This is a genomic window from Streptomyces sp. NPDC104307 (assembly GCF_055584045.1).
In genome coordinates this window covers 294,594-314,243 of record NZ_JBVJMU010000008.1, presented here as the reverse complement: position 1 = coordinate 314,243, position 19,650 = coordinate 294,594, and the positions used below count along the sequence as shown (strand labels likewise).

Below are 19,650 nucleotides of genomic sequence, written 5' to 3'. Positions count from 1 at the left end.
CGCACCGGCCTTATCCGGTTGCCGTTCCAGCCACTACCGTGCCCGTATGTCACAGCAGACGTTCGATTCGTACGAGGAATTCTGGCCCTATTACGTCGCGATGCACTCCAGGGCCGCGACTCGCTGGGCCCATCTGACCGGCACCCTGACCGGCCTCGCGATCACCGCCTACGGACTGGCGCGCGGCCGCAAGCGGTACGCGGCGGCCCTGCCGCTGATCGGGTACGGGACCGCCTGGCCCGCCCATTTCCTGATCGAGAAGAACAACCCGGCCTCCTTCGGGCATCCGGCCTGGTCGTTGCGCGGTGACGTGCAGATGATCCGGATGATGCTGGCCGGCCGGGACCGGGAGCTCGCGGAGACCGCCGCCAAGTGGCTCGCCGACAACAGCTGACCGTGGCACACTTCTGACGTTCCGTCAGATTCAGTGCTGGGGAGGGCCTTTGCCGCGCAAACGCATACCCGTGGTCGCCGGGTGGTTCACCGAGGACGGTGCGGAGGAGGAATTCCGGCTGCTGGGCACCCGCTGCCCGCTCTGCGCGTCGGTCTTCTTCCCCCGCCAGGACGGCTTCTGCCGCAATCCGGGCTGTACGGGCGGCGAGCCGGTCGAGGTCCCGCTGTCCCGGCGCGGCACGGTCTGGTCGTACACCGACGGCCGCTACCGGCCCCCGCCTCCGTACCTGTCCGACCCGGACATGCCCTGGGAGCCGTACACGCTGGTGGCCGTGGAGCTCGCCGCCGAGCGGATGGTGGTGCTCGGGCAGGCCGCGCCGGGAGTCGGTGTCGCGGATCTCGCGGTCGGGATGACGGTCGAGGTCGTGCCGGGGACCCTGGGTCCGGATTCCGGCGCCGGCGGGGACGACGGGACGGTGTGGACGACCTGGCACTGGCGGCCGGTGGACACCGGCTCCGGCTCCGGCTCCGGCTCCGGGGACGGTGCGCGATGAGCGGGGACGTGGCCGTCCTCGGGGCCGGGATGCATCCCTGGGGCAAATGGGGGCGAAGCTTCGTCGAATACGGCAGGGTGGCCGCCCGCGAGGCTCTCGCGGACGCGGGTGTCGACTGGCCGGACGTGCAGTCCGTCGTCGGCGCGGACACCGTGCGCGGCGGCTATCCGGGGTACGTGGCCGGGGCGACGTTCGCGCGGGCGCTGGGCTGGCAGGGCGCCCGGGTCACCAGTGTGTACGCGGCCTGCGCGTCGGGCGCCCAGGCGGTGAACACCGCCAGGGCGCAGATCCTGGCCGGGATGGCCGAGGTGGTGCTGGTGGTGGGGGCGGACGCGGCGCCCAAGGGGTTCTTCGCCCCGGCGGGCGGCGAGCGGCCGGACGATCCCGACTGGCTGCGGTTCCGGGTACTCGGCGCCACGAACCCCGCGTACTTCGCCCTCTACGCCCGGCGCCGGATGGCGGTGCACGGGGACACCCCGGAGGACTTCGCGCAGGTCAAGGTGAAGAACGCGGCGGCCGGCGCGCTGAACCGTAACGCCCGGTACCGGGCGCCCGTGACCGCCGAGCAGGTCGCGGCGTCCGGGGTGGTCGCGGATCCGCTGCGGCTGCTCGACATCTGCGCCACCTCCGACGGGGCGGCGGCGCTCGTGCTGTCCAGCATGGAGTTCGCCCGGCGGCACGGGGCCGCGGAACCGGTCCGTATCCGTGCCGTTTCGACCGTGACGCCGACGTATCCGAGGGCGGTGCTCGATCTGCCGGACATCGCCACGGATTCGGCGGTCGCCGTGGAGCCCTCGGCGGAAGGGTTCCGTGCCTCGATCGCGCGTGCGGCGTACGAGGAGGCGGGGATCGGCCCCGCCGATCTCTCCCTGGCCGAGGTGTACGACCTGTCCACGGCGCTGGAGCTGGAGTGGTACGAGGACATCGGGCTGTGCCCGCCGGGTGAGGGCGCGGCGCTCCTGCGTACGGGGGCGACGGCCCTCGGCGGGCGTGTCCCGGTGAACCCGAGCGGCGGTCTGGCGTCCTTCGGTGAGGCCGTGCCCGCACAGGCGATCGCCCAGGTCTGCGAGCTGACCTGGCAGTTGCGCGGCACTGCGGGAGACCGCCAGGTCCCGGGGGCGCGGGCCGGGATCACCGCGAACCAGGGGCTGTTCGGTCACGGCTCCGCGGTCGTCGCGGTCCGCTGACGGGCCGGACGCACGGCGCGCGGCACGTACCCCCTGTCGGCGGGGGTACGTGCCGCGTTCCGCTGTCCGCTGTCCGCTGTCCGCTGTCCGCAGGAGCGGAGCGGTCCGTTACGTCGTGGCAGGTTCGCGGAGTGCGTCGGCGCGGGCCAGCGCGTGTTCGACGACGGCCACCAGGACGTCCCGGACGGATGAGCGGTCCCGTGCGTCGCACTGGAGCAGCGGTACCTCCGGATCCAGGTCGAGCGCCGCCCGTACCGTCTCCGCCGGGAACCGGTCCGCCCCCTCGAAGCAGTTGACGGCGACGGCGAAGGGGATCTTCCGGCGCTCGAAGTAGTCGACCGCCGCGAAGGAGTCCTCCAGGCGCCGGGTGTCCGCGAGGACGACCGCGCCCAGCGCGCCCTGGGCCAGTTCGTCCCAGAGGAACCAGAACCGGTCCTGACCCGGGGTGCCGAAGAGGTAGAGCACCAGGTCCTCGCGGAGCGTGATCCGCCCGAAGTCCATCGCCACCGTCGTGGTGGTCTTCGCCTCGACCCCCGCCAGGTCGTCCACCGGGCGTCCCGCCTCGGTCAGCCTCTCCTCCGTACGCAGCGGCCTGATCTCACTGACCGCTCCCACCATGGTCGTCTTGCCCACTCCGAAGCCGCCCGCCACCAGGATTTTCAGGGTAACGGGCTCCACGGGCCGCCTGCTGCGGCTAGAGCGCCCGAAGGCCATTGATCACCTCGCGAAGAATGTTCACGTCCGGCAGCTCGGCCGGCGGAACGGGACGGGTCACATGCACCAGCTCGTCCTCGACGAGATCACCGACCAGTACCCGGACCACCCCGACGGGGAGGTCCAGACCGGCCGCGAGCTCGGCTATCGACTGGGGCATGCCGCTGCACAGTTCGACGATCTCCACGTGTTCCGGGGAGAGCATCTGGTCCCGGCCGGGATCGTCGGCTGCCGGTTCGGGGACGACGATCGCGATCAGGTCGAGACGGTGACGGGACGCGCTGCTGGTACGTCCCCGCGTCATCGCGTACGGACGGACGACCGGCCCCGCCTCGGCGTCGTACCAACGCGAGGACTGCGGACCGCCGGGGGCGGCCGGGGAACGGGAGGGGTCCGCGCTCATGCCATCCACTCACCCTCCAGAGGTCTGACCGGTCGTCCGGGGGGAGTTGGCCAGGTGGGCGCCGACCCGCTTGACCATCAGCGTCATCTCGTACGCCACCTGCCCGACGTCCGAGTCGGAGTCGGCGAGCACGGCCAGACAGCTGCCGTCGCCGGCCGCCGTGACGAACAGGAACGCCTCGTCGAGTTCGACGACGGTCTGGCGGACCCGGCCGGCGTCGAAGTGCCGCCCGACTCCCTTGGCGAGGCTGTGGAACCCGGAGGCCACGGCCGCCAGGTGTTCGCCGTCCTCCCTGGTCAGGTCCTTGGACGCGCCGGTGGGGAGTCCGTCGCTGGAGAGCACCAGCGCCTTGCGGATGCTGGCGACCCGTTCGACGAGTTCGTCGAGGAGCCAGTTGAGTTCTCCGGACCCCTGGGGTGCTGAGTTGAGTGCTGCGGCGTTCGGTGCGGTCATGGACCGTCCCCTCCCGGAGTGGTTCCTTGTGCTGTGTCGCCGGGGCCGGTCACGTCCTCGGCGTTCTGCCGGCGTCCGCGCTGCCAGCCGCGCTGGAGCGACGCCATGCGGCTGCGTACCTCGTCTGCGTCGCGCTCGATGTCCTCCACGCTCTCCACCGGGTCCGGCTCCGCCGTGCGTCCCGCGGATCCCTCGCGGAGCTGCGGGGCGAGACTGGCCTGACGGACCCTGCGGGGCAGCCCGCCGACCGTCCCGGCACCGGGCGCGGCGGTCCGGGCGGGTGACGGTGAGCGGGGCACCGGCACCGGTGGCGCGGCTGCCGGAGGCGTGGCGCGCTCGGTGCGGGGGCGGAAGCCGTTGTTCAGCCGGGTCTCCGCAGACCGGACGGGTCCGGACGCGGGACGGGTGGCGGCCTCCGGGTCGGTGGCCGTGGGGTGGGCCCGGCCCGCCTCGTCGATCCGGCGGCCCCGGTCGGTGACCAGGGTCGGCGGTTTGCGGCGGGGAAGCGGCCTGACACCGTCCCGGCGCAGTTCCCGTACCCCGTCGGGGTCCGCGATCTGGTCGGCGGCCTGCTGGTGCTGGTCGCGGTCGCCGTCGCGCCGGAGCTCACGGGCCCGGAAGATGCCGCCGCGCTCGCTCTCGGTGTCCTCCAGGTCGGACACCCCGTCGAGCAGCGGGTCGAGACCGGGTCCCGGGACGGCTTCGAGCACCGGGTCGCGGCTGAAGTCGTTCGGGCCGAGCGGGCCTTCGAGCTCGACCGGTCCGTCCAGCGGTGCCCGGTCCGCCAGTCCGGTGGGCACCGGTGAGAGGCCGCCGGTCCTGCCGCCCCTGGGACGGTCGCCGTCGGGGCGGTCGAACGCGTCGCCGCCGTTCTCCCCGGCGCCCGTGCCACGTCCCGTGCCGCTGCCTGCCGCGTCGCCGCCCGGTCCGCTGCTGGAGATGGCCTTCTCTGACCTGCGGTCGAGGCGGAATCCGGTGCCGTGCGCCTCGGGTGCCTCGGTGAGTAGCGCGGCCGGGATGAAGACGACCGCGGTGGTACCGCCGTAGGGGGAGGTCTGGAGCGAGACGCGGACGTTCTGCCGCTGGGCCAGCCGGCTGACCACGAAGAGGCCGAGCCGGTCGGTCTCGTACAGCTCGAACTCGGGGGTCTCCGCGAGCCGGAGGTTGGCGTCCAGGAGGAGTTCCGGGGGCATACCGAGGCCCCGGTCGTGGATTTCGAGGGTGAAGCCGTTGGCGACGCGTTCTCCGTGTACCTGGACAGCCGTGTGCGGGGGCGAGAACACCGTGGCGTTCTCCAGGAGTTCGGCGATCAGGTGGGTGAGGTCGGCGACGGCCGGTCCGCCCACTCCGATCCTCGGCAGCCTGCGGACCTCGATCCGTTCGTAGTCCTCCACCTCCGCGACCGCGGCGCGCACCACGTCCATCAGCTGGATGGGCTTGCGCCACTGGCGTGAGGGTGCGGCCCCCGAGAGGATCACCAGGCCCTCTGCGTGGCGCCGCATGCGCGTGGTCAGGTGATCGAGGCGGAACAGGTCCGCGAGTTCCTCGGTGTTCTCGGTGCGGCGCTCCATCGTGTCCAGGAGCGTCAGCTGGCGGTGCAGCAGCACCTGGTTGCGGCGGGCGAGGTTGACGAACACGTCGGACACGCCGCGGCGCATGTCCGCCTGCCTGACGGCGGCCTCGACAGCGGCACGCTGCAGAATGTTGAGCGCCTGGCCGACCTGGCCGATCTCGTCGCGTTCGTAGTTGAGGTGCGGGGACTCGGTCTCGACGTCGATGTGCTCGCCCGCGGCGAGACGGCGCATCACACTCGGCAGCCGCACTCCGGAGACCTCATGGGCGTCCTTGCGCAGCCGGGAGAGGTCGCGGACGAGTTCGCGGCCGATGCGCACGGAGACGAAGACCGAGACGAGCAGGGCCAGGAATCCCAGGACGCCCGCGATGCCCGCCTTGATCAGGACGCCGTAGCCTTCCGGCCTGCCTCGGTCCTGGAAGCGGTTGTTCATCTCGGTCGAGTCGTTGGCCAGCCGGTCCAGGACCGGCGGGGCCACCTCCTGCCAGCGGGCGGCGTCCATCTCACGGGGGTCGTGGGTGGGCCCCTGGGCGATGAGCTTGTCCTCCGCGGAGCGCAGGGGCTCACTGTCCGGGCTCGCCCAGTACTGCTCGACGCGGCGGCGCTCGGAGGCGGGAAGCGCGTCGAGATTGACCTCGTACAGCAGGCCGCGCTTGGCGATGAGGTCGGATATCTGGCGGAGTTCGGGGGCCGTCAGCCGTCCGGCGAGGAGTCCAGAGGCCGCGAGCGCGTCTTCCTGGGAGAGCATTTCCCGGGCCCGCGAGATTCCGGCCAGGGCGCGTACCTGCTTGTCCATCGACACGTTCTCCATGACGTGGAGGCCGGTCAGGAAGCGGTAGCAGGGGTCGATGAGGCCGTTGTAGTACTCCATCGCCTTGGCCCGGCTGATGGTGCGCTTGTCGACGGAGTCGCGGAGCGACCGCAGCCCCTCGACGGCGCCCAGGATCGAGCTGAGCTGGGTCTCGGCGTCGGGGCGCAGCGCGTCACGGATGTCCTTCTGCCGCGCGCTGCTGTTGACCTGGTCCACGACCCGGTCGGTGGCGGCGCGCTGGCGGCGCAGGACCGGCAGGGCGTCGGAGGCGCGCGGGTCCGCGAGGTAGACGAGGGTCTGCCGGCGCTCGTTCTGGACGACCCGGACGGTGTCCTCCAGGGGGTGGCCGATCTTCTCCACCACTGTGCTCGCGCTCATCAGCTGGCCGGCCTCGCGGCCGGTCAGATAGGTGGCGAAGCCCCACAGCGCGGTGAGGGAGACGAGCGGCACCAGCAGCAAGGCCACGATCTTCCTGCGGATGGACTTCCCGCGAAAGCGCATGGCCTCCCCCAGCTCGTCCCCGCAGGGCGGTGATGGTGTTCCGTCAACAAACGGCGCGAGCCTACTACCGACACCCAGACAACTCGAAGGCATGTCCGGGCGATTTTCGGCCGCCTTACTGGGAGTTGACCATGAGTTGTCCCGGTATTCTAGGAGATGGAATTCGTGAAAGCGACAGAAGAGACCAGCCAGAGCCCCACATTCCTCCCCTTGTCAGTTGGCTGGAATTCTTCGTTCCGTGACGGTTCGGGGGAATCTTCACAGTCGGGTACTCGTCTGTCTGTACGGGGGTAGGGGGACCGCAGGGGCGTATTCGGCAGGTGAGGGCGGCTCGTCCGCGTAGAAACCCCCCATGCCGGGCAGCAACCCTGAAGTCGGACAGTGGTGGGGAGTTGAAGGTCCTTGGACACGCAAGAGCGTCGTGGCGTGACGGAGTCGGCGCGGGGCCGGCCGGCGATTCCGCGGCAGCAGCTCTGGGTCGAGGAGCCGGCGCTGCGGCGGCGGATGCCCGATCCGGTACGCAGGGCGGCCGTACGGGCCGTTCTGATTCTGTCGCTGACGATCATCCAGGCGATGGTGGCCTTCCTGTCCACGCTGACAGGGTCCTGGCTGGCCTTCCCGATGGTGCTGAGCAGCGTGGCCAGCACGGTGGCCGCTACCTGGTCGGTGCTGGATGTGTGGGTCACCCGCCAGGTGTGGAATCAGCGCAACGGCGTGGTTTCGATGCCGAGCAGTTCCGCCCGGCGGCTGCGCCGCGAGCGGCGCAGGGCGAGGCGGGCCGCCCGGTCCGGGCAGCGGGACGGTGCACGGATAGGCCGCCGCTCCCCGGACCGCGGCCTCTCCCGGGCCTGAACGCGCCGGGAGGGGCGCACGGGCGGGTGCGGGCGCCGTCCCGGTGGTCCGCGCCGGGCGGCTCAGTCGGTGTCTTCGCCGCCTTCCGCCCCGGTCCGAACCGGGAGCGCTTCGGGCGCCGCCGCGCCGCGCTTGAACATGCGGGTGGCGGTGATCTCTCCGTGCACCGTCTCCGCGGCGGGATCCTGCTGCGGCAGTCCGGGGCGCAGATGCTCCTCGACGCTGATGTACTTCAGCCCGGCCCGCAGGTCCGCGTCGTTGCGCAGCCTGATCACGAGCGGGAACTCGGCGAGTGCCGTCGTGTCGAACAGGCCGGTGGTGTACAGCAGCTGGACACCGAGCGCGTCCGAAACCGCTCGCTGGAGCTCCAGCAGGTAGGTGGCGTTGGCGCGGCCGATGGGGTTGTCGAGGAAGAGCGTGCCCGCGTGATGGCGCTGGTGCCGGTCGCGGCCCCGGTCGTTGCTGCGCAGTGCGGCCATCGTGCAGTACAGCGCGATGGCGGCGGTCAGCAGCTGGCCGCCGGAGAAGACGTCACCCATCTGCCCGACGGGTACGCGCTCGGCGCGCAGCACCGCGTCCGGCTTGAGGATCTCCACGGCGATGCCCTTGGGCTCCAGTGCCGCCTGCACGCCTCGCAGCAGCAGGGACATACCGTCCCTGCGCAGGTCGGAGTTCTTCTTCAGGGCCGCCTTGGTGGCCTCGTCGATGACCTCGCCGAGCCGTTCGGTCAGGGTGGCCTGGTCCGGTTCCTCGAAGCGGATCCGGAGGAACTCCTGGCCGGACCACTCCCCCAGTCCCTCGGGCAGCCGGGAGAGGCGCTGGGCGGAGCGGAGGGTGGTGAGCGCGGAATCCACCAGGCCGCGCAGCCGGTCGACGATGGAGTCCCGGTTGCGTTCGAGCTGGGTCAGTTCGTCGGTGAGGACCCGCAGCCTGGGGGCGAAGGCGATGGCCCACTTCTCCGCGTGCTCGGGCAGTGCGGCGGCGGGAAGTTCACGGATCTGCTGGCGGGCCGGGGTGCGGACCTGCTCATAGCGGGTGGAGTTGGCGTGCCGGACCAGTACGTCGCTCGCCTCCCGGACGGCCGCTTCCGCGGTGGACAGGTCGGCGGCGCAACCGCGCAGTGAGCGGCGGGCCTCCGCTGCGGACTGCCGGGCCTCTTCGAGGCTGCCGGGGTACGGCTCCGGGGTCTCGGGCTCGTCGTCGCCGTGGTCCCTGAGGAGGTCGCTCAGCAGGGCGGCGGTCTCGTCGAAGCCGCCTGCCGAGTCCTCGGCGGTGCGGTGGGCGTGCAGCAGCTCGGCGTGGGCGGCCCTGGCGGTGTCCAGGGACGCGGTGGCGGAGGCCAGTTCGGCCGTGGCGGTGCGTAGGAGGGCCTGGGCCTGCTCGGCGTCGGCGGGGACCTGCGCTTCGGGGAGTTCGGTGTGGAGGGTCTCGCCGTCGGCGGGGGCGAGGCGCTCGGCCTCGCCGCGCAGCCTGCCGAGTTGCTCACTGGCGGCGGAGGCACGGGTCTCCAGGAGCTGGACCAGGGACTCTGCGCGGGCCGCGGCCGCCTGCCGGGACGGGCCGTCGGCGCCGTCCGTTCCCTCCAGGAGCTGGGCGGCCCGGGTACGGACCTTGTTGGTGAGCCGGTCCAGCTCCGCCAGTGCGGCACTCTCGTCGCTCTCCGCGCGGGCCTGTTCGGCGCGCAGGTCCGCGCCGACCCCCACCTTCTCGTAGAGCTGGGACGCCGCCCGGTACGCCTCGCGCAGGGCGGGCAGCGCGCGGCGCGGGGCGTCCGCTTCGGGCTCCGGGAGGTGCTCGGGCGCACCTGCGATCTCGGCCCGTTCGGCGCGCAGGGCGCGGGCGGTGCGGCGGGCGTCGTCGGCGGCGCGCTGGGCGGCCCTGCGGTCCTCGTCGGCGGCTCTGGCGCGGTCCAGGCAGACGGTGGCGCGAGCCTCGGACTCCGCCGCCTCGTCGGCCAGTTCGCGCAGCTTGGCCTGCCAGCCCGCCCGTTCACGGAGGCGGAAGGCGAGTCCGGCGAGTGCGTCGGCGGCCCGGCGGGCGCGCTGGGCGGCCTCCTGGCGCTCGTCGCGGACCCGGGCGGTGTCCGCGGCGGCCTCGTCGGCCTCCGCGCGTACGGTGCGGGCCTCGGCGAGGGCGGCCTCCGCCGTCTCTGCGGCGGTACGGGCGGTGCCGGCCGCCTCCGCGAGTTCGGTGAGGGTGCCGGGCGGGCAGTCCACCCGCCAGGAGCCGATCCGGGCGGCGAGCGAGCGGTCCGCGGTGAGCCGGGCGGCGAGGGTGCGGATGTCCTCGTCGCGGGCGGCGGCACGGCTCCTGAGCGCGTGCCGCTCCTCGTCGGCGGCGTGCTCGTCGTGCATGGCCGGGTTCGGCGGGACGAGGAACACCCCGGAAGCCGACCCGCCGTTCGTCCCGGAGCCGGTGCCGGGTTCCGGGACGGGGGCGAGCAGCGCGGCGGCGGTACCCACGGCCACGGCCGAGCGCGGCAGCAGGGCGGCGGCGCCGAGCACCTCACGGGCGCGGGCGTGTGCGTCGGGGTCGGTGATCACGACGCCGTCGACGAGTTCGGGCCGGGCCGCGAGCACGGCCGCGTGGTCGGCCGGGTCCACGGCCTGGGCGAGGTAGCGCCAGCCGGGCAGGGCGGGGATGCCGTGCTCTCCGAGGTACTCGACGGTGGCGAGGACGTCGGGGCCGGGCGGCAGCAGTCCGCCGTCACCGAGCGCGCCCAGGATGCGGGAGTCGTCGGCCGCCGCGGTGCGCAGCTCGAAGAGGCGCCGTTCCGCGGAGCCGACGGCCTGGTCGAGGAGTTCGCGCAGGTCTTCGGCGTTGCGGTCGAACTCCGCTGCGGTGAGCGGCTGTTCCGCCGCTCGGGGCCGTCCGGCGGTGACGGTGTGGGTGCCGTGCGCCGCCGGTTCTGTTCCGTCGGCGCCGGGGACGGCGGTCCCCTCGGCGTCCGGGGCTTCCTGTTGCGGGCTCAGGCCACCGGCGCCGGTCTCCGCGCCGGCTTCGGGCCCGGCCGCACCTCGCCGGGGCCGGGGTACGCCGCTGCCCTGCGCCGTGGGCAGGCCGAGCAGGTCCGCGAGGCGGTGCTCGGCGGCGATCGACTCGGCGGCCCTGAGCTCGGCCTCGTAGGCCTGCTCCGCGGCCCGCGCGCCGTCGGCGGCCCGCGCCGCGGCGAGTTCGGCGCGGCTCTCGGTGGCCGCCGCCTGCCGTGAGCGGTCCGCCGCCGAGCCGGCGGCCTCGCGTGCGGTGTCCCAGGCGGCGACGGCGGACTGCTCCGCGTCGTTCGCCGCGAGGGCCGCGCGGGCGGGGTCCGCGTTCGGCGCGGTGTCGTCGAGCCAGCCCGCCCGTACCGCTTCTGCGGTCTCCTGCTCGACCTCGGCGAGGCGCTGGCGGAGGTGGCCGGCCTCGCTGCGGGCACGCTGGGCCTCTGTGGCGGCCGTGGTGGCGTCGCGGTGTGCGGCCTCGCCCGTGGTCTGGAGGGTCTCGGAGCGTTCCTCCTCCTCGTTGGCCACGTTCTCGCCCGTCTCGGCGGCGGTGTGCAGGGCCCGTACGAGGTCGGCGGCTGCGGTGGCGCGTGCGGCAAGGGCCGGGGCGGCGTCGCGCTCGGCCTCGCGGATCGCTACGGCGACGCGCGCGGCGCGGTCGGCGGCGGCGCGGTGGCGCAGTACGGCCTCTGCCGCCTGCCACGCGGAGTGCAGGGTGCGGGCGTCGACCAGCTCCTTGCGCTGGGCCGCGGCGCTCTTCTCGGCCGCGGTGAGCGCCAGGGACGCGTGCCGGTAGGCGAGTTCGGCGGCGATCAGGGCGGCCCGGCCACGGGTCTCCTCCGCGCCGGTGACGGTGTGGGCGGCGCCGGTGAGCTGCTGGGCCAGCTCGGCGGTCCGGCCGCGCTCCAGGCCGGCGCGGGCGGAGAGCCTGCGGGCCAGTGTGCGGGTGCGGCGTTCGGCGCCGGCGTGGATGTCCCGGGTCCGCGAGCGCGTTGCGGCGGCCTCCACGATGCGGCCGAGCAGATCGACCGAGCCGGCGGTGAAGTCCCGCTCTGCGGTGAGTTCGGCGCGGCGGCCCAGCTTGTTGCCGAAGCCGCTGACCAGGTCGGCCAGACCGTCGGTGTCGCGGGTGTCGGTGACGGCGCGCAGCAGGAGGTCGGTGAAGTCGGAGTCCTTCTTGACGGCGAAGAGTCCGGCGGCCTCTCCTTCGTCGGCGTTCATCTCGCGCTGGTAGCGGAAGAGTTCGGGGTCGAGCCCGAGGTCGCCGAGGTGCTCGTTCCAGCGGTCGTGGATCTCCTCCCAGTGCACGTCGAGGTGCTGGTAGAACTTGCCCGCCTCGGTGAGCGCGTCGCGGAAGCCCTTCATGGTGCGGCGCCTGCCGCGGGCACCCGAGACGCCTTCGACGGGGCGGCCCACCGAGGTCGCCTCGGCCACCGGCAGTGAGTCGAGGCTGAGTCCGGGGCCGGGCCGGAAGGAGTACCAGGCCTCCGCGAACTTCCTGGGGTCGTTGGAGACCTGGCGCCCGCGCCACTCGCTGACCTTGCCGACGACGACGCATTCGCCGGTCAGGGTGTGCTGCCACTCCAGCGCGACGTGCCCGCAGTCCTCCGCGAGCAGGAACTTGCGCAGTACGCCGGAGCTGGCGCCGCCGAGGGTGTTGCGGTGGCCGGGCAGCATCACCGAGAAGATCAGTTTCAGCAGGACGGACTTGCCGCCGCCGTTCTCCAGGAAGAGCACTCCGGCGGGGGCGGGGCGGCGCGGCGGGCCGACCGGTTCCTCCTCGAAGAACTCCGCCTGCGCCGGCGCGGGGTGGGGCACGGGTGCGCCGACCCCGCGCAGGTCAAGCACGGTGTCGGCGTAGCGCGCACCGGCAGGCCCGATGGAGTAGAGGCGGACCCGGGACAGCTCGTACATGGCGGCGGACTCTCGTCGTTCAGGCGGCGGGAAATGGGCGTCGGTGGCGGGGCGAGGCGTTGCGGTGGCCGGCCGGCGGTGGAAGGGGCCGGTCATCTGCGGGGCCGGTCAGCCGTGGAAGGGCAGTCCGGCGTCGGCCGCCAGCTCCAGGTCGTCCGGGTCTGGTGGCGGCAGCAGCGTCGCGGATCCGTCGGTGACCGGTACCACGCCCAGTTCCAGCAGTTCGGCCATGGCGGCGCCGCCCGCCATGTCGCGGACCTGGAGCTGGTAGCGGGCGGTGGTGCGGAAGGCGCCTCCGGCGTCGTCCCCGGTGCGCTGGAGGAAACCGGAGTCGGTGAGGAAGGCGACGGCCTTGCCGACGATGCCGGTGGTGGATCCGGCCAGCCGCCGGGCGTCCTTGGTCGCTCCGGTGGAGCTGCGCCGGGCGTAGATCCGCCAGCCGGCTTCCAGGCCGGGGGCGTCACTGGCCGGGTCGGTGTTGTCGCCGTGCTCGTCGGCGCGCTCCTCCAGGCGGTGGCACGCCTGCCGTACGAAGGCGTCGACGCCGTTGACGGTGATCCGGCCGATGTAGGCGTCGTCGGCGAGGTCCTCGGGGCGCGGGAAGGCCATCGCGGCGACGGCCAGGTGGGCGAGGCCGTGCAGGAAGCGGTCGGCGGAGTCCGGCGAGGCCCGGCGGGCGTAGTCCCCCATGCGTACCGCGAAGACCGAGTCCTCGCCCGCCGTGACGGCCATGCCCGCCCGGGTGGAGACCTCCAGCACGATCAGGCCGAGCCCGGTGGCGACGGCGTCCGCGAGACGGCCGAAGGCGGGCTCCTCCCGGTAACGGCGCAGCAGTTCCGCGTACTCGGCGTCGCGGGCGGGCAGCAGCTTGGGCTGGAGCCCGAACGCCACGAGCCGGGCCGCGTCGGCGGCATCGGCCGGGGTGACCGCCGCCGGGGCGGGCTGCGGCGCGGACGCGGCCCGGTCTGCCGGGTACGCGGCGCTCTGCTCGCTCCACGCGTCGGCGTGCTCTGCGCGGTGGTCGCTCACGACGGGTGCTCCTTGCTCCGGACGGACTTCGGTAGGGGACGGACGGGCTTCGGTACGGAACGTGCGGGCCTCGGCGCGGAACGCACGGACTTCGGTACGGAACGTGCGGGCCTCGGCGCGGAACGCACGGACTTCGGGACGGAACGCGCGGGCCTCGGCGCGGAATGCACGGGCCTCGGTACGGAACGCGCGGGCTCGGGCACCGGGTGGGCGGGCCTGGGTACGGGGTGGGCGGGAGCCGGCGCCCTCACGCCGCCTCCGTGCGGTCCGCGGCCGTACCCGCCACGTCCAGCAGGGCCGTGCCGACGATCAGGTCGGCCCCGCCGAATTCGTGATCCTCCAGCTGGGTCCCGTCGTCGACGGAGAAGAGCAGGCGGCGCTCCCCCTGCCGGTATGCGGTGCCGACCGGCGGGCTCGCCGCGTGCACCGCGAGCAGGGCGACCAGGTACGGCAGGTCCCTGTCGCGCAGTCTGGCTTCGGCCAGCAGCCCGGAGAGGCGGCGCGGCGCGTCGGGCTCCAGGTCGAGCAGTTCCATGGCGCTCGCCAGCTGTTCCTCACTGAACCGGCTGTCGGCCGGGGTGGCGATCAGGTCGGGTTCGGGCATCTCGGCGCCCAGGTGTTCGCGCTCCAGCGGCGGGGTGAGCAGCATGTCGACCAGGTCGCCCACCCGTACCGAGGTGGGGGTGCGCAGCCCCGTGCCGTGGGCGAAGAAGGCGTCGGTGGCGCGGATCGACTGCTCGACGGGGAGCGGCAGCAGGGGTGCCAGCAGCTGTCCGTAGAGGTCGAGGCCGGTCCGGGCGGCCGGTGCGGCGAACGCCTGCCGGTCCTGCTCGGCGCGGAAGAGCGGTCCGGCCTCCAGCAGCCGGGACTGGAGCTGGGTGTGGCGGCGGATGCAGTCCTTGACGATGTCGACGAGCTCGGCGGCACGGCGCTTGTGCTCGGGCTCCTCCGCCTCGTCACGGGCCTTGCGGATGTTGGTGAGGATGGCGTTCTCGTGGCGGTAGCGGTCGGCGACGTGGTCCAGCGCCTCCGCGATCATGTCGGGCACGGCGTTGAGCCAGTCGACCGCGCGAACGTTGCGCCGGGTCGCGTCGAGCGTCTTGCGAAGGGTCTCCGCGTACTGCACGGTCCGGTAGCGGGCCTGTTCGGCGGCGAGTTGGGCGTCGGCGAGGCGGCCCCGGCTGATCAGGACCTCCAGCTTCACCTCCGCGGCGATCTGCGCGCTGGTGACGTCCGTGTCGAGGGCGCCGACCAGGACGTTGACGGCCTCGTCGGTGGCCCGCAGATAGACGCTGCCGCCGTAGCCGGGGACCTCCTCGATCAGCTTGAAGTCGTAGTCCCGGCGGACGTATGTACCGTCCGTCCCGAAGGTGCCGTAGACGGCCCGGAAGCCTCGGTCCACGCTGCCGACGTTGATCAGGTTCTCCAGCACCCAGCGCGCGACGCGTTCGTGCTCGGCGGTGGGGCGGTACGGGGCCTGCGCGGCGACGCGCGGGAGGAGTCTGGCCACTATCTGGTCGTGGTCCGCGCCCGTGTCGAAGTCCATGTTGAGCGTGACGTGGTCGATCGCGGCGAGCGCGACCTCGGCCATCGCGTACACCGTGTACTCACCGGCCAGGTTCGCCTTGCGCACGTCGAGGTCGTGCAGCGGCGCCGTGCAGGCGAGGGCGCGCAGCCGCCGCGAGAGCCCCTCGTCGGCGGCCGGGCCCGGTGCGGGCCGGGGCCCCGCGCTGAGCTGCGGCGCAGCGTTTTCCGTATAGGCAGGCGAAGTCACGCTGCACAGATTAGGTCCTCGCACTGACAACGGTCGAAACGGCGCAGAAGCGGCTGGTTGCCCCGGAGTCGGTCACGCCTGCCGGACGGCTCACAGAACCCGGGCGGCTCCACAGGACTTGGGCGGCTCACAGGCCCCAGAGCGCTCCACGGACCCGGACAGCTCCACGGGACCCCGGCGGTGCGGTGTCGCGCCGCGCGCCCCCGACGCGCAACGCCCAACTGTTCGTACCAGGTCAGACGGCGGAGGCGTCCGGACCGATCCTGCTGCGTACCGCGGTCTGCACCTCGGCCTCCTCCGCCGGGTCGGCGGCCAGCCGGCGCAGCCGCTCGGCCACCCTGATGTCGCCGGTCTCCGCGTGGCGTGCGGCGACCTCCCGGGTCGTCTCCTCGCAGTCCCACAGGCACTCGACGGCGAAGCCGGTGGCGAAGGAGGGGTCGGTGGCGGCCAGTGCGCGGGCGGCCCTGCCCCGCAGGTGGGAGGAGGACGTCTCCCGGTAGACGTGGCGCAGGACAGGGGCGGCGCAGGCGATGCCCAGCCGTCCGGTGCCGTCGACCAGGGTCCACAGACGCAGCGCGTCCGGCCCATCCCCGCGTACGGCTTCGCGCAGGGCGCCGAGGACCAGTGAGGCGTCCTGTGCGCCGCCCCGGCCGGCCAGTACCCCGGCTGCCGAGGCACCGAGCGCGTCCGGCCTGCGGGCCCAGCGCCGGGCGCGGTCGACGGCCGCTTCCCCGCACATCCGCTCGAAGGCGGCGACGGCCGCGTCGGCGACGGTGCGCGAGGAGCTGACCGCCGCGGCCTCGATCAGGTCGAGCACGGCCGGGTCCTGGGCCTCGGTCAGATAGTGCAGGGCGGCGCACCGGGCACCGTCGGGGCCGCTGCGGGCGGCCTCGACGATCACGGGCCGGTCCTCGGGTCCCGCGACGGCGGAGAGGCAGCGGGCGGCCGGTACGTGGAGTTCGCTGCCTCGGTCGAGCCCCTGTTGGGCCCAGTCGAAGACGGCCTGGACGCTCCAGCCGGGACGGGGCCCTCCGGGCCGCATCTGCCGCTGCCAGCGGTCGAACGAGCCCTGCTCGGAGGCGGCCCTGACCCGGGCGCCGACCGCTTCGCGCGGATCGTCGGCCCAGAGCCGCCAGGGCCGGGGTTCGAAGGCGTCGCGCACGGCGGCGGCCAGCTCGGCGGAGCCCTCCGCGTCGGTGCCGAAGCGGGCGAGCACGGGCACGGCGAGGGACCGCAGACCGGCGTCGTCGTCGCGCAGGGCCAGCTCGTCCAGGGCCCAGGCCCAGTTGGAGCCGGTCGCGGCGTAGCGCCGGAGCAGGGCGAGGGCGTCGTCGCGTCCGTAGGAGGCGAGGTGGCCGAGTACGGCGAGGGCGAGGCCGGTCCGTGACTCGTCGGTGTCCAGATGGTCGTCGGGATCGCCGAGGTGCCGCTCGATCTCCTCGATGCCGCCGTCGAGGTCGAGATAGAGACGGGCGTAGTAGAGGGAGCGGTTCTCCACCTGCCAGTCGTGACGCGGATCGCTCAGGACGCAGTGGTTGAGAGCCGCCAGGGCCTCGGGGCGCGGTGCGGCGAGCGCGTGGAGCGTGCCGTCGCCGCGGCCCCTCTGCAGCAGGCCGAGCAGGGTGCCGCTCGGCGCTATGAACGGATCAAACATGGGGAAAGCCTCACATCAAGCTGTCGACGCAACCGGGGACTGTGCAGTTCCATGTGCAGGTGCCGTGCCAGGGGGGGCACTACATCGCGCAGCAACATGATCGGCCGACCGCCGTCTTCTGCCTGGTGCAGACCATCTTCCCGCCTCTCGTCGGTGGCCCGAATCGGGCCCGCGACGTCATGATGACCCACCCATTTCGCCACCGCGACCACATTTACGGCGGACCCGGTCAGCGGGAACCGAAGAGTTCCAGCAGGTCGGCCTTGCCGAACATGCGTGCGGTGTCCAGGGCGGAGGGTGTTCCGGCCGCCGGATCGGCCCCCGCGTCGAGCAGTGCCGCGATCACCGCGTCCTCGCCCTTGAAGACGGCTCCGGCGAGCGGTGTCTGCCCCCGGTCGTTGGCCCGGTCCGGATCCGCGCCGCGTCCGGTCAGTGCCGTGACCGCGGGGGCGTGTCCGTGATAGGCGGCGAGCATCAGCAGCGAGTCGCCCCGGTCGTTGGTGAGGTTCACCGGAACTCCGGCGTCGACGTAGGCCGCGAGCGCGTCGGTGTCGCCGTGGCGCGCCAGGTCGAAGACCTTGGTCGCCAGCTCAACCACCTCGGGATCAGGGGTTTCGCTCATCGGGGGGCCGCCCTTCCTTTAACCGTTCGCTCCGCCGCCGGCCTGCGGGGGGATGCGTCTTGAGGCCGTACGAGTGAATCGACAGGGTACTGCCCGGACGCGTACCGGAGCCGGGTCACCCATGGCAGAAGATCACGTCGAGTCGCGGCGGGGCGATGCGCGGCACCGAATCCGCCCTGGCCTGCACTTCGCTGTCCGCCAGTCCAGTGAAAAACCCCACTTTTCACCCACTTGCACCTTTTATCCTATAGATACTTTCGGTGAGCCTGGAAGGACTCATGGTGACTGTCCCCCCAACCAGGAGAACCACTCATGATCCTTTCCATGTCAGGCGTCGTCATCCTCGGCATCATCGTCTTCCTGTTCTTCAGGAAGGACGGCCTCAAGGCTTCGCACGCCCTCGTCACCGCCCTGTTCGGCTTCTACCTGGCCGGCACCGCCATCGCGCCGAGCATCACCGCGGGCGGCGCGAGCCTCGCCGGACTCCTCGGCGGGATCAAGTTCTGACGTTCCGCCCCCGCTCCCACCCCCTTCAGGAGACAGACGTGGCCCGGCGACCACTCCCCCGCATTCTGAGCAGCGGCAGCGCTTCGATCACTCGCAGTCGCGAGTTCGCGCGCACGGCCGCCGACAGCGCCACCGATGTCCTCCACCCGCTGATCATGATCACTCGTGGTCTGCGGCTGCTGGCGGGTGCAGGACGGCAGAAGTGGGCCGCGATGCCCAAGGACCGGCGTGGTCCCACGCTGTTCCTCGTCGCGGCCTGCGTACTCGTGGTCGCGCTCGTCCCCTACGGGTCCGTCATGGCCCTGGTCACGGTGATGAGCGCCGCCGCGTGGAAGGGACGTCAGCGCACTCCCGTCAGAACCGGCCCGGACGAGGCGGAGACCGGGCGCCTGCAGTCCCTGTACGAGGCGCTCGTGCCGTACTTCTCCACGGCCGAGGACCCCAGTCCGCTGTTCGCCCACGGCGGCGACTGGGACCAGGTCTTCAGCGACTACGCGTTCGACGCCGACGGGCGGCTCTCCCGGCTCAGGGTGGCCTACCCGGCGTACTTCACCGACAGCGAGGCCGCCTCCCGCGCCCGGATCGAGCAGCTGCTGCACGCCAAGTCCGGCCGGGGCCGGGAGTACCGCTTCAGCTGGGACGAGGAGGGCAACCGGCTCGTCATGAGCGTGCTCGACGCCCTGCCCACCTCGATCACCGCCCAGCGCTTCGTCATCGCCCCCGGCGAGACCGTCCTCGGCTTCACGGACGAGGACGCGGTGCGGCGCACCGTCCCGGTGAGCGACGGGGAGGAGACCCGGGACGCTCCAGGCGTCGTCTGGCGGACCGGCGCGCGCACCACGGAGCCGCATCTGCTGGCCGTCGGCCAGCCCGGCAGCGGCACCACCACACTGATGCGCTCCATCGCCCTCCAGGCACTCCAGCAGGGCGACATCCTGATCATCGAGGGCAGCGGCATCGGCGAGTACGCCTGCTTCAACGGCCGGGAGGGCGTGCTGGCCGTGGAGTGCGGGGCCGCCGGGGCGCTGGCCACCCTGGAATGGGCGGCGCAGGAGACGGAGCGCCGGCTGTTCGAGGCCAACCGGGCCCGGCAGTGCGGCGACGCCGTCCCCGAGGACACCAGGCGCCCGCTCTGGATCCTGCTGGACCGGCCCAGCGTGCTCGGCCACCTGGCCGCCGCCGGTGGCGGGCCGGACCCGCAGGAACTGCTCCAGGTCCCGCTGCGGCACGGCAGGGCCGCCAACGTCACCGTGGTGATGGCCGAGCAGTTCGACAGCCTGGACGGCCTGAGCGACACCGTGCGCAACCACACCCGGGCCAGGGTGGTCCTCGGCCACTGCTCCCCCGCCCAGATCGAATCCGTCCTGGGAATCGAGCCGCACACCACCCCGACCCCGGACATCCCGCCCGGCCGCGGGTACGCCCGGCTCGGCACCGGCCCGGTGCTGCGCATCCAGGTGCCGGCCACGCCCGATCCGTACGACGACGCGACCGGCGAGGCGCAACGGCAGACGGTGCTGGACCTGCTGCCCGAACGGCGGACCGCGATCGAGGCGACCGCACCCGATCCGGAACCGGCGCGGACCACAGCCGTTCCCGACCCGGAACCCGCGCGGACCACAGCCGTTCCCGACCCGGAACCCGCGCAGACCACGGCGGTTCCCGTTGCCATGGAGTCCGTTGCCATCAGCGACTGAGGATCCCGTCGGGCGATACGCAGAGGGCCCG

Annotated in this window: 15 protein-coding genes; 6 read left to right on the top strand and 9 right to left on the bottom strand. The window is 73.0% G+C overall.

Annotated features, from left to right (window positions below; all coding sequences use genetic code 11):
* Nucleotides 1–46 precede the first annotated feature (46 nt).
* From ACZ601_RS22515 to ACZ601_RS22505, 3 genes are read left to right on the top strand one after another with little or no spacing between them, the layout of a single operon-like run.
* Nucleotides 47–394, top strand: coding sequence for an Mpo1-like protein (locus ACZ601_RS22515; RefSeq protein ID WP_469540621.1), 348 nt, complete (start codon nt 47–49; stop codon nt 392–394).
* 49 nt (nt 395–443) lie between these two features.
* Nucleotides 444–947 carry a Zn-ribbon domain-containing OB-fold protein gene (locus ACZ601_RS22510; RefSeq protein ID WP_469540618.1) on the top strand — a complete coding sequence of 168 codons (504 nt, stop codon included), beginning with the start codon at nt 444–446 and terminating at the stop codon, nt 945–947.
* Complete coding sequence (locus ACZ601_RS22505) at nt 944–2,134, top strand: lipid-transfer protein (protein WP_469540616.1); 1,191 nt, start codon at nt 944–946, stop codon at nt 2,132–2,134. The genes ACZ601_RS22510 and ACZ601_RS22505 overlap by 4 nt, the downstream gene beginning before the upstream one ends.
* 108 nt (nt 2,135–2,242) lie before the next feature.
* On the opposite strand, the gene ACZ601_RS22500 is transcribed toward ACZ601_RS22505, so the two are convergent.
* From ACZ601_RS22500 to ACZ601_RS22485, 4 genes are read right to left on the bottom strand one after another with little or no spacing between them, the layout of a single operon-like run.
* Entirely contained in the window at nt 2,243–2,848 is a 606-nt protein-coding gene (locus ACZ601_RS22500; RefSeq protein ID WP_440577002.1) for a GTP-binding protein, read from the bottom strand.
* Nucleotides 2,829–3,251, bottom strand: coding sequence for a DUF742 domain-containing protein (locus ACZ601_RS22495; protein ID WP_389220042.1), 423 nt, complete (start codon nt 3,249–3,251; stop codon nt 2,829–2,831). The genes ACZ601_RS22500 and ACZ601_RS22495 overlap by 20 nt, the downstream gene beginning before the upstream one ends.
* A gap of 9 nt (nt 3,252–3,260) precedes the next feature.
* Nucleotides 3,261–3,704: a roadblock/LC7 domain-containing protein gene (locus ACZ601_RS22490; protein WP_469540612.1), complete on the bottom strand. Its 444-nt coding sequence runs from the start codon at nt 3,702–3,704 to the stop codon at nt 3,261–3,263.
* Nucleotides 3,701–6,589, bottom strand: coding sequence for a sensor histidine kinase (locus ACZ601_RS22485; protein WP_469540609.1), 2,889 nt, complete (start codon nt 6,587–6,589; stop codon nt 3,701–3,703). Before ACZ601_RS22485 ends, ACZ601_RS22490 begins: the two co-directional genes overlap by 4 nt.
* Nucleotides 6,590–6,991: 402 nt before the next feature.
* Between ACZ601_RS22485 and ACZ601_RS22480 the strand changes: the two genes are divergently transcribed.
* Nucleotides 6,992–7,441 (top strand): hypothetical protein, encoded by a 450-nt coding sequence (locus tag ACZ601_RS22480; RefSeq protein ID WP_469540606.1) that lies wholly within the window; start codon nt 6,992–6,994, stop codon nt 7,439–7,441.
* A gap of 62 nt (nt 7,442–7,503) precedes the next feature.
* Here ACZ601_RS22480 and ACZ601_RS22475 read toward each other — a convergent pair whose 3' ends face one another.
* From ACZ601_RS22475 to ACZ601_RS22455, 5 genes are all read right to left on the bottom strand, one after another.
* Nucleotides 7,504–12,336 (bottom strand): hypothetical protein, encoded by a 4,833-nt coding sequence (locus ACZ601_RS22475; RefSeq protein ID WP_469540603.1) that lies wholly within the window; start codon nt 12,334–12,336, stop codon nt 7,504–7,506.
* A gap of 108 nt (nt 12,337–12,444) precedes the next feature.
* Nucleotides 12,445–13,365, bottom strand: a complete 921-nt coding sequence (locus ACZ601_RS22470; RefSeq protein WP_469540600.1) for a hypothetical protein — start codon at nt 13,363–13,365, stop codon at nt 12,445–12,447.
* Between the two features lie 247 nt (nt 13,366–13,612).
* The gene (locus ACZ601_RS22465; protein WP_469540598.1) at nt 13,613–15,139 is read right to left on the bottom strand and encodes a hypothetical protein; all 1,527 of its coding nucleotides are present in this window, start codon (nt 15,137–15,139) and stop codon (nt 13,613–13,615) included.
* A gap of 235 nt (nt 15,140–15,374) precedes the next feature.
* Nucleotides 15,375–16,793, bottom strand: a complete 1,419-nt coding sequence (locus ACZ601_RS22460; RefSeq protein ID WP_469540596.1) for a HEAT repeat domain-containing protein — start codon at nt 16,791–16,793, stop codon at nt 15,375–15,377.
* A 229-nt stretch (nt 16,794–17,022) separates the two neighbouring features.
* A complete protein-coding gene (locus tag ACZ601_RS22455) occupies nt 17,023–17,415 on the bottom strand; it encodes an ankyrin repeat domain-containing protein (RefSeq protein WP_440578469.1) in 393 nt (130 codons plus the stop codon).
* Between the two features lie 312 nt (nt 17,416–17,727).
* Between ACZ601_RS22455 and ACZ601_RS22450 the strand changes: the two genes are divergently transcribed.
* Entirely contained in the window at nt 17,728–17,922 is a 195-nt protein-coding gene (locus ACZ601_RS22450) for a hypothetical protein (RefSeq protein WP_018103962.1), read from the top strand.
* A 38-nt stretch (nt 17,923–17,960) separates the two neighbouring features.
* On the top strand, nt 17,961–19,619 hold the full coding sequence (locus ACZ601_RS22445) for a hypothetical protein (protein ID WP_469540587.1): 1,659 nt from the start codon (nt 17,961–17,963) through the stop codon (nt 19,617–19,619).
* Nucleotides 19,620–19,650: the final 31 nt, after the last annotated feature.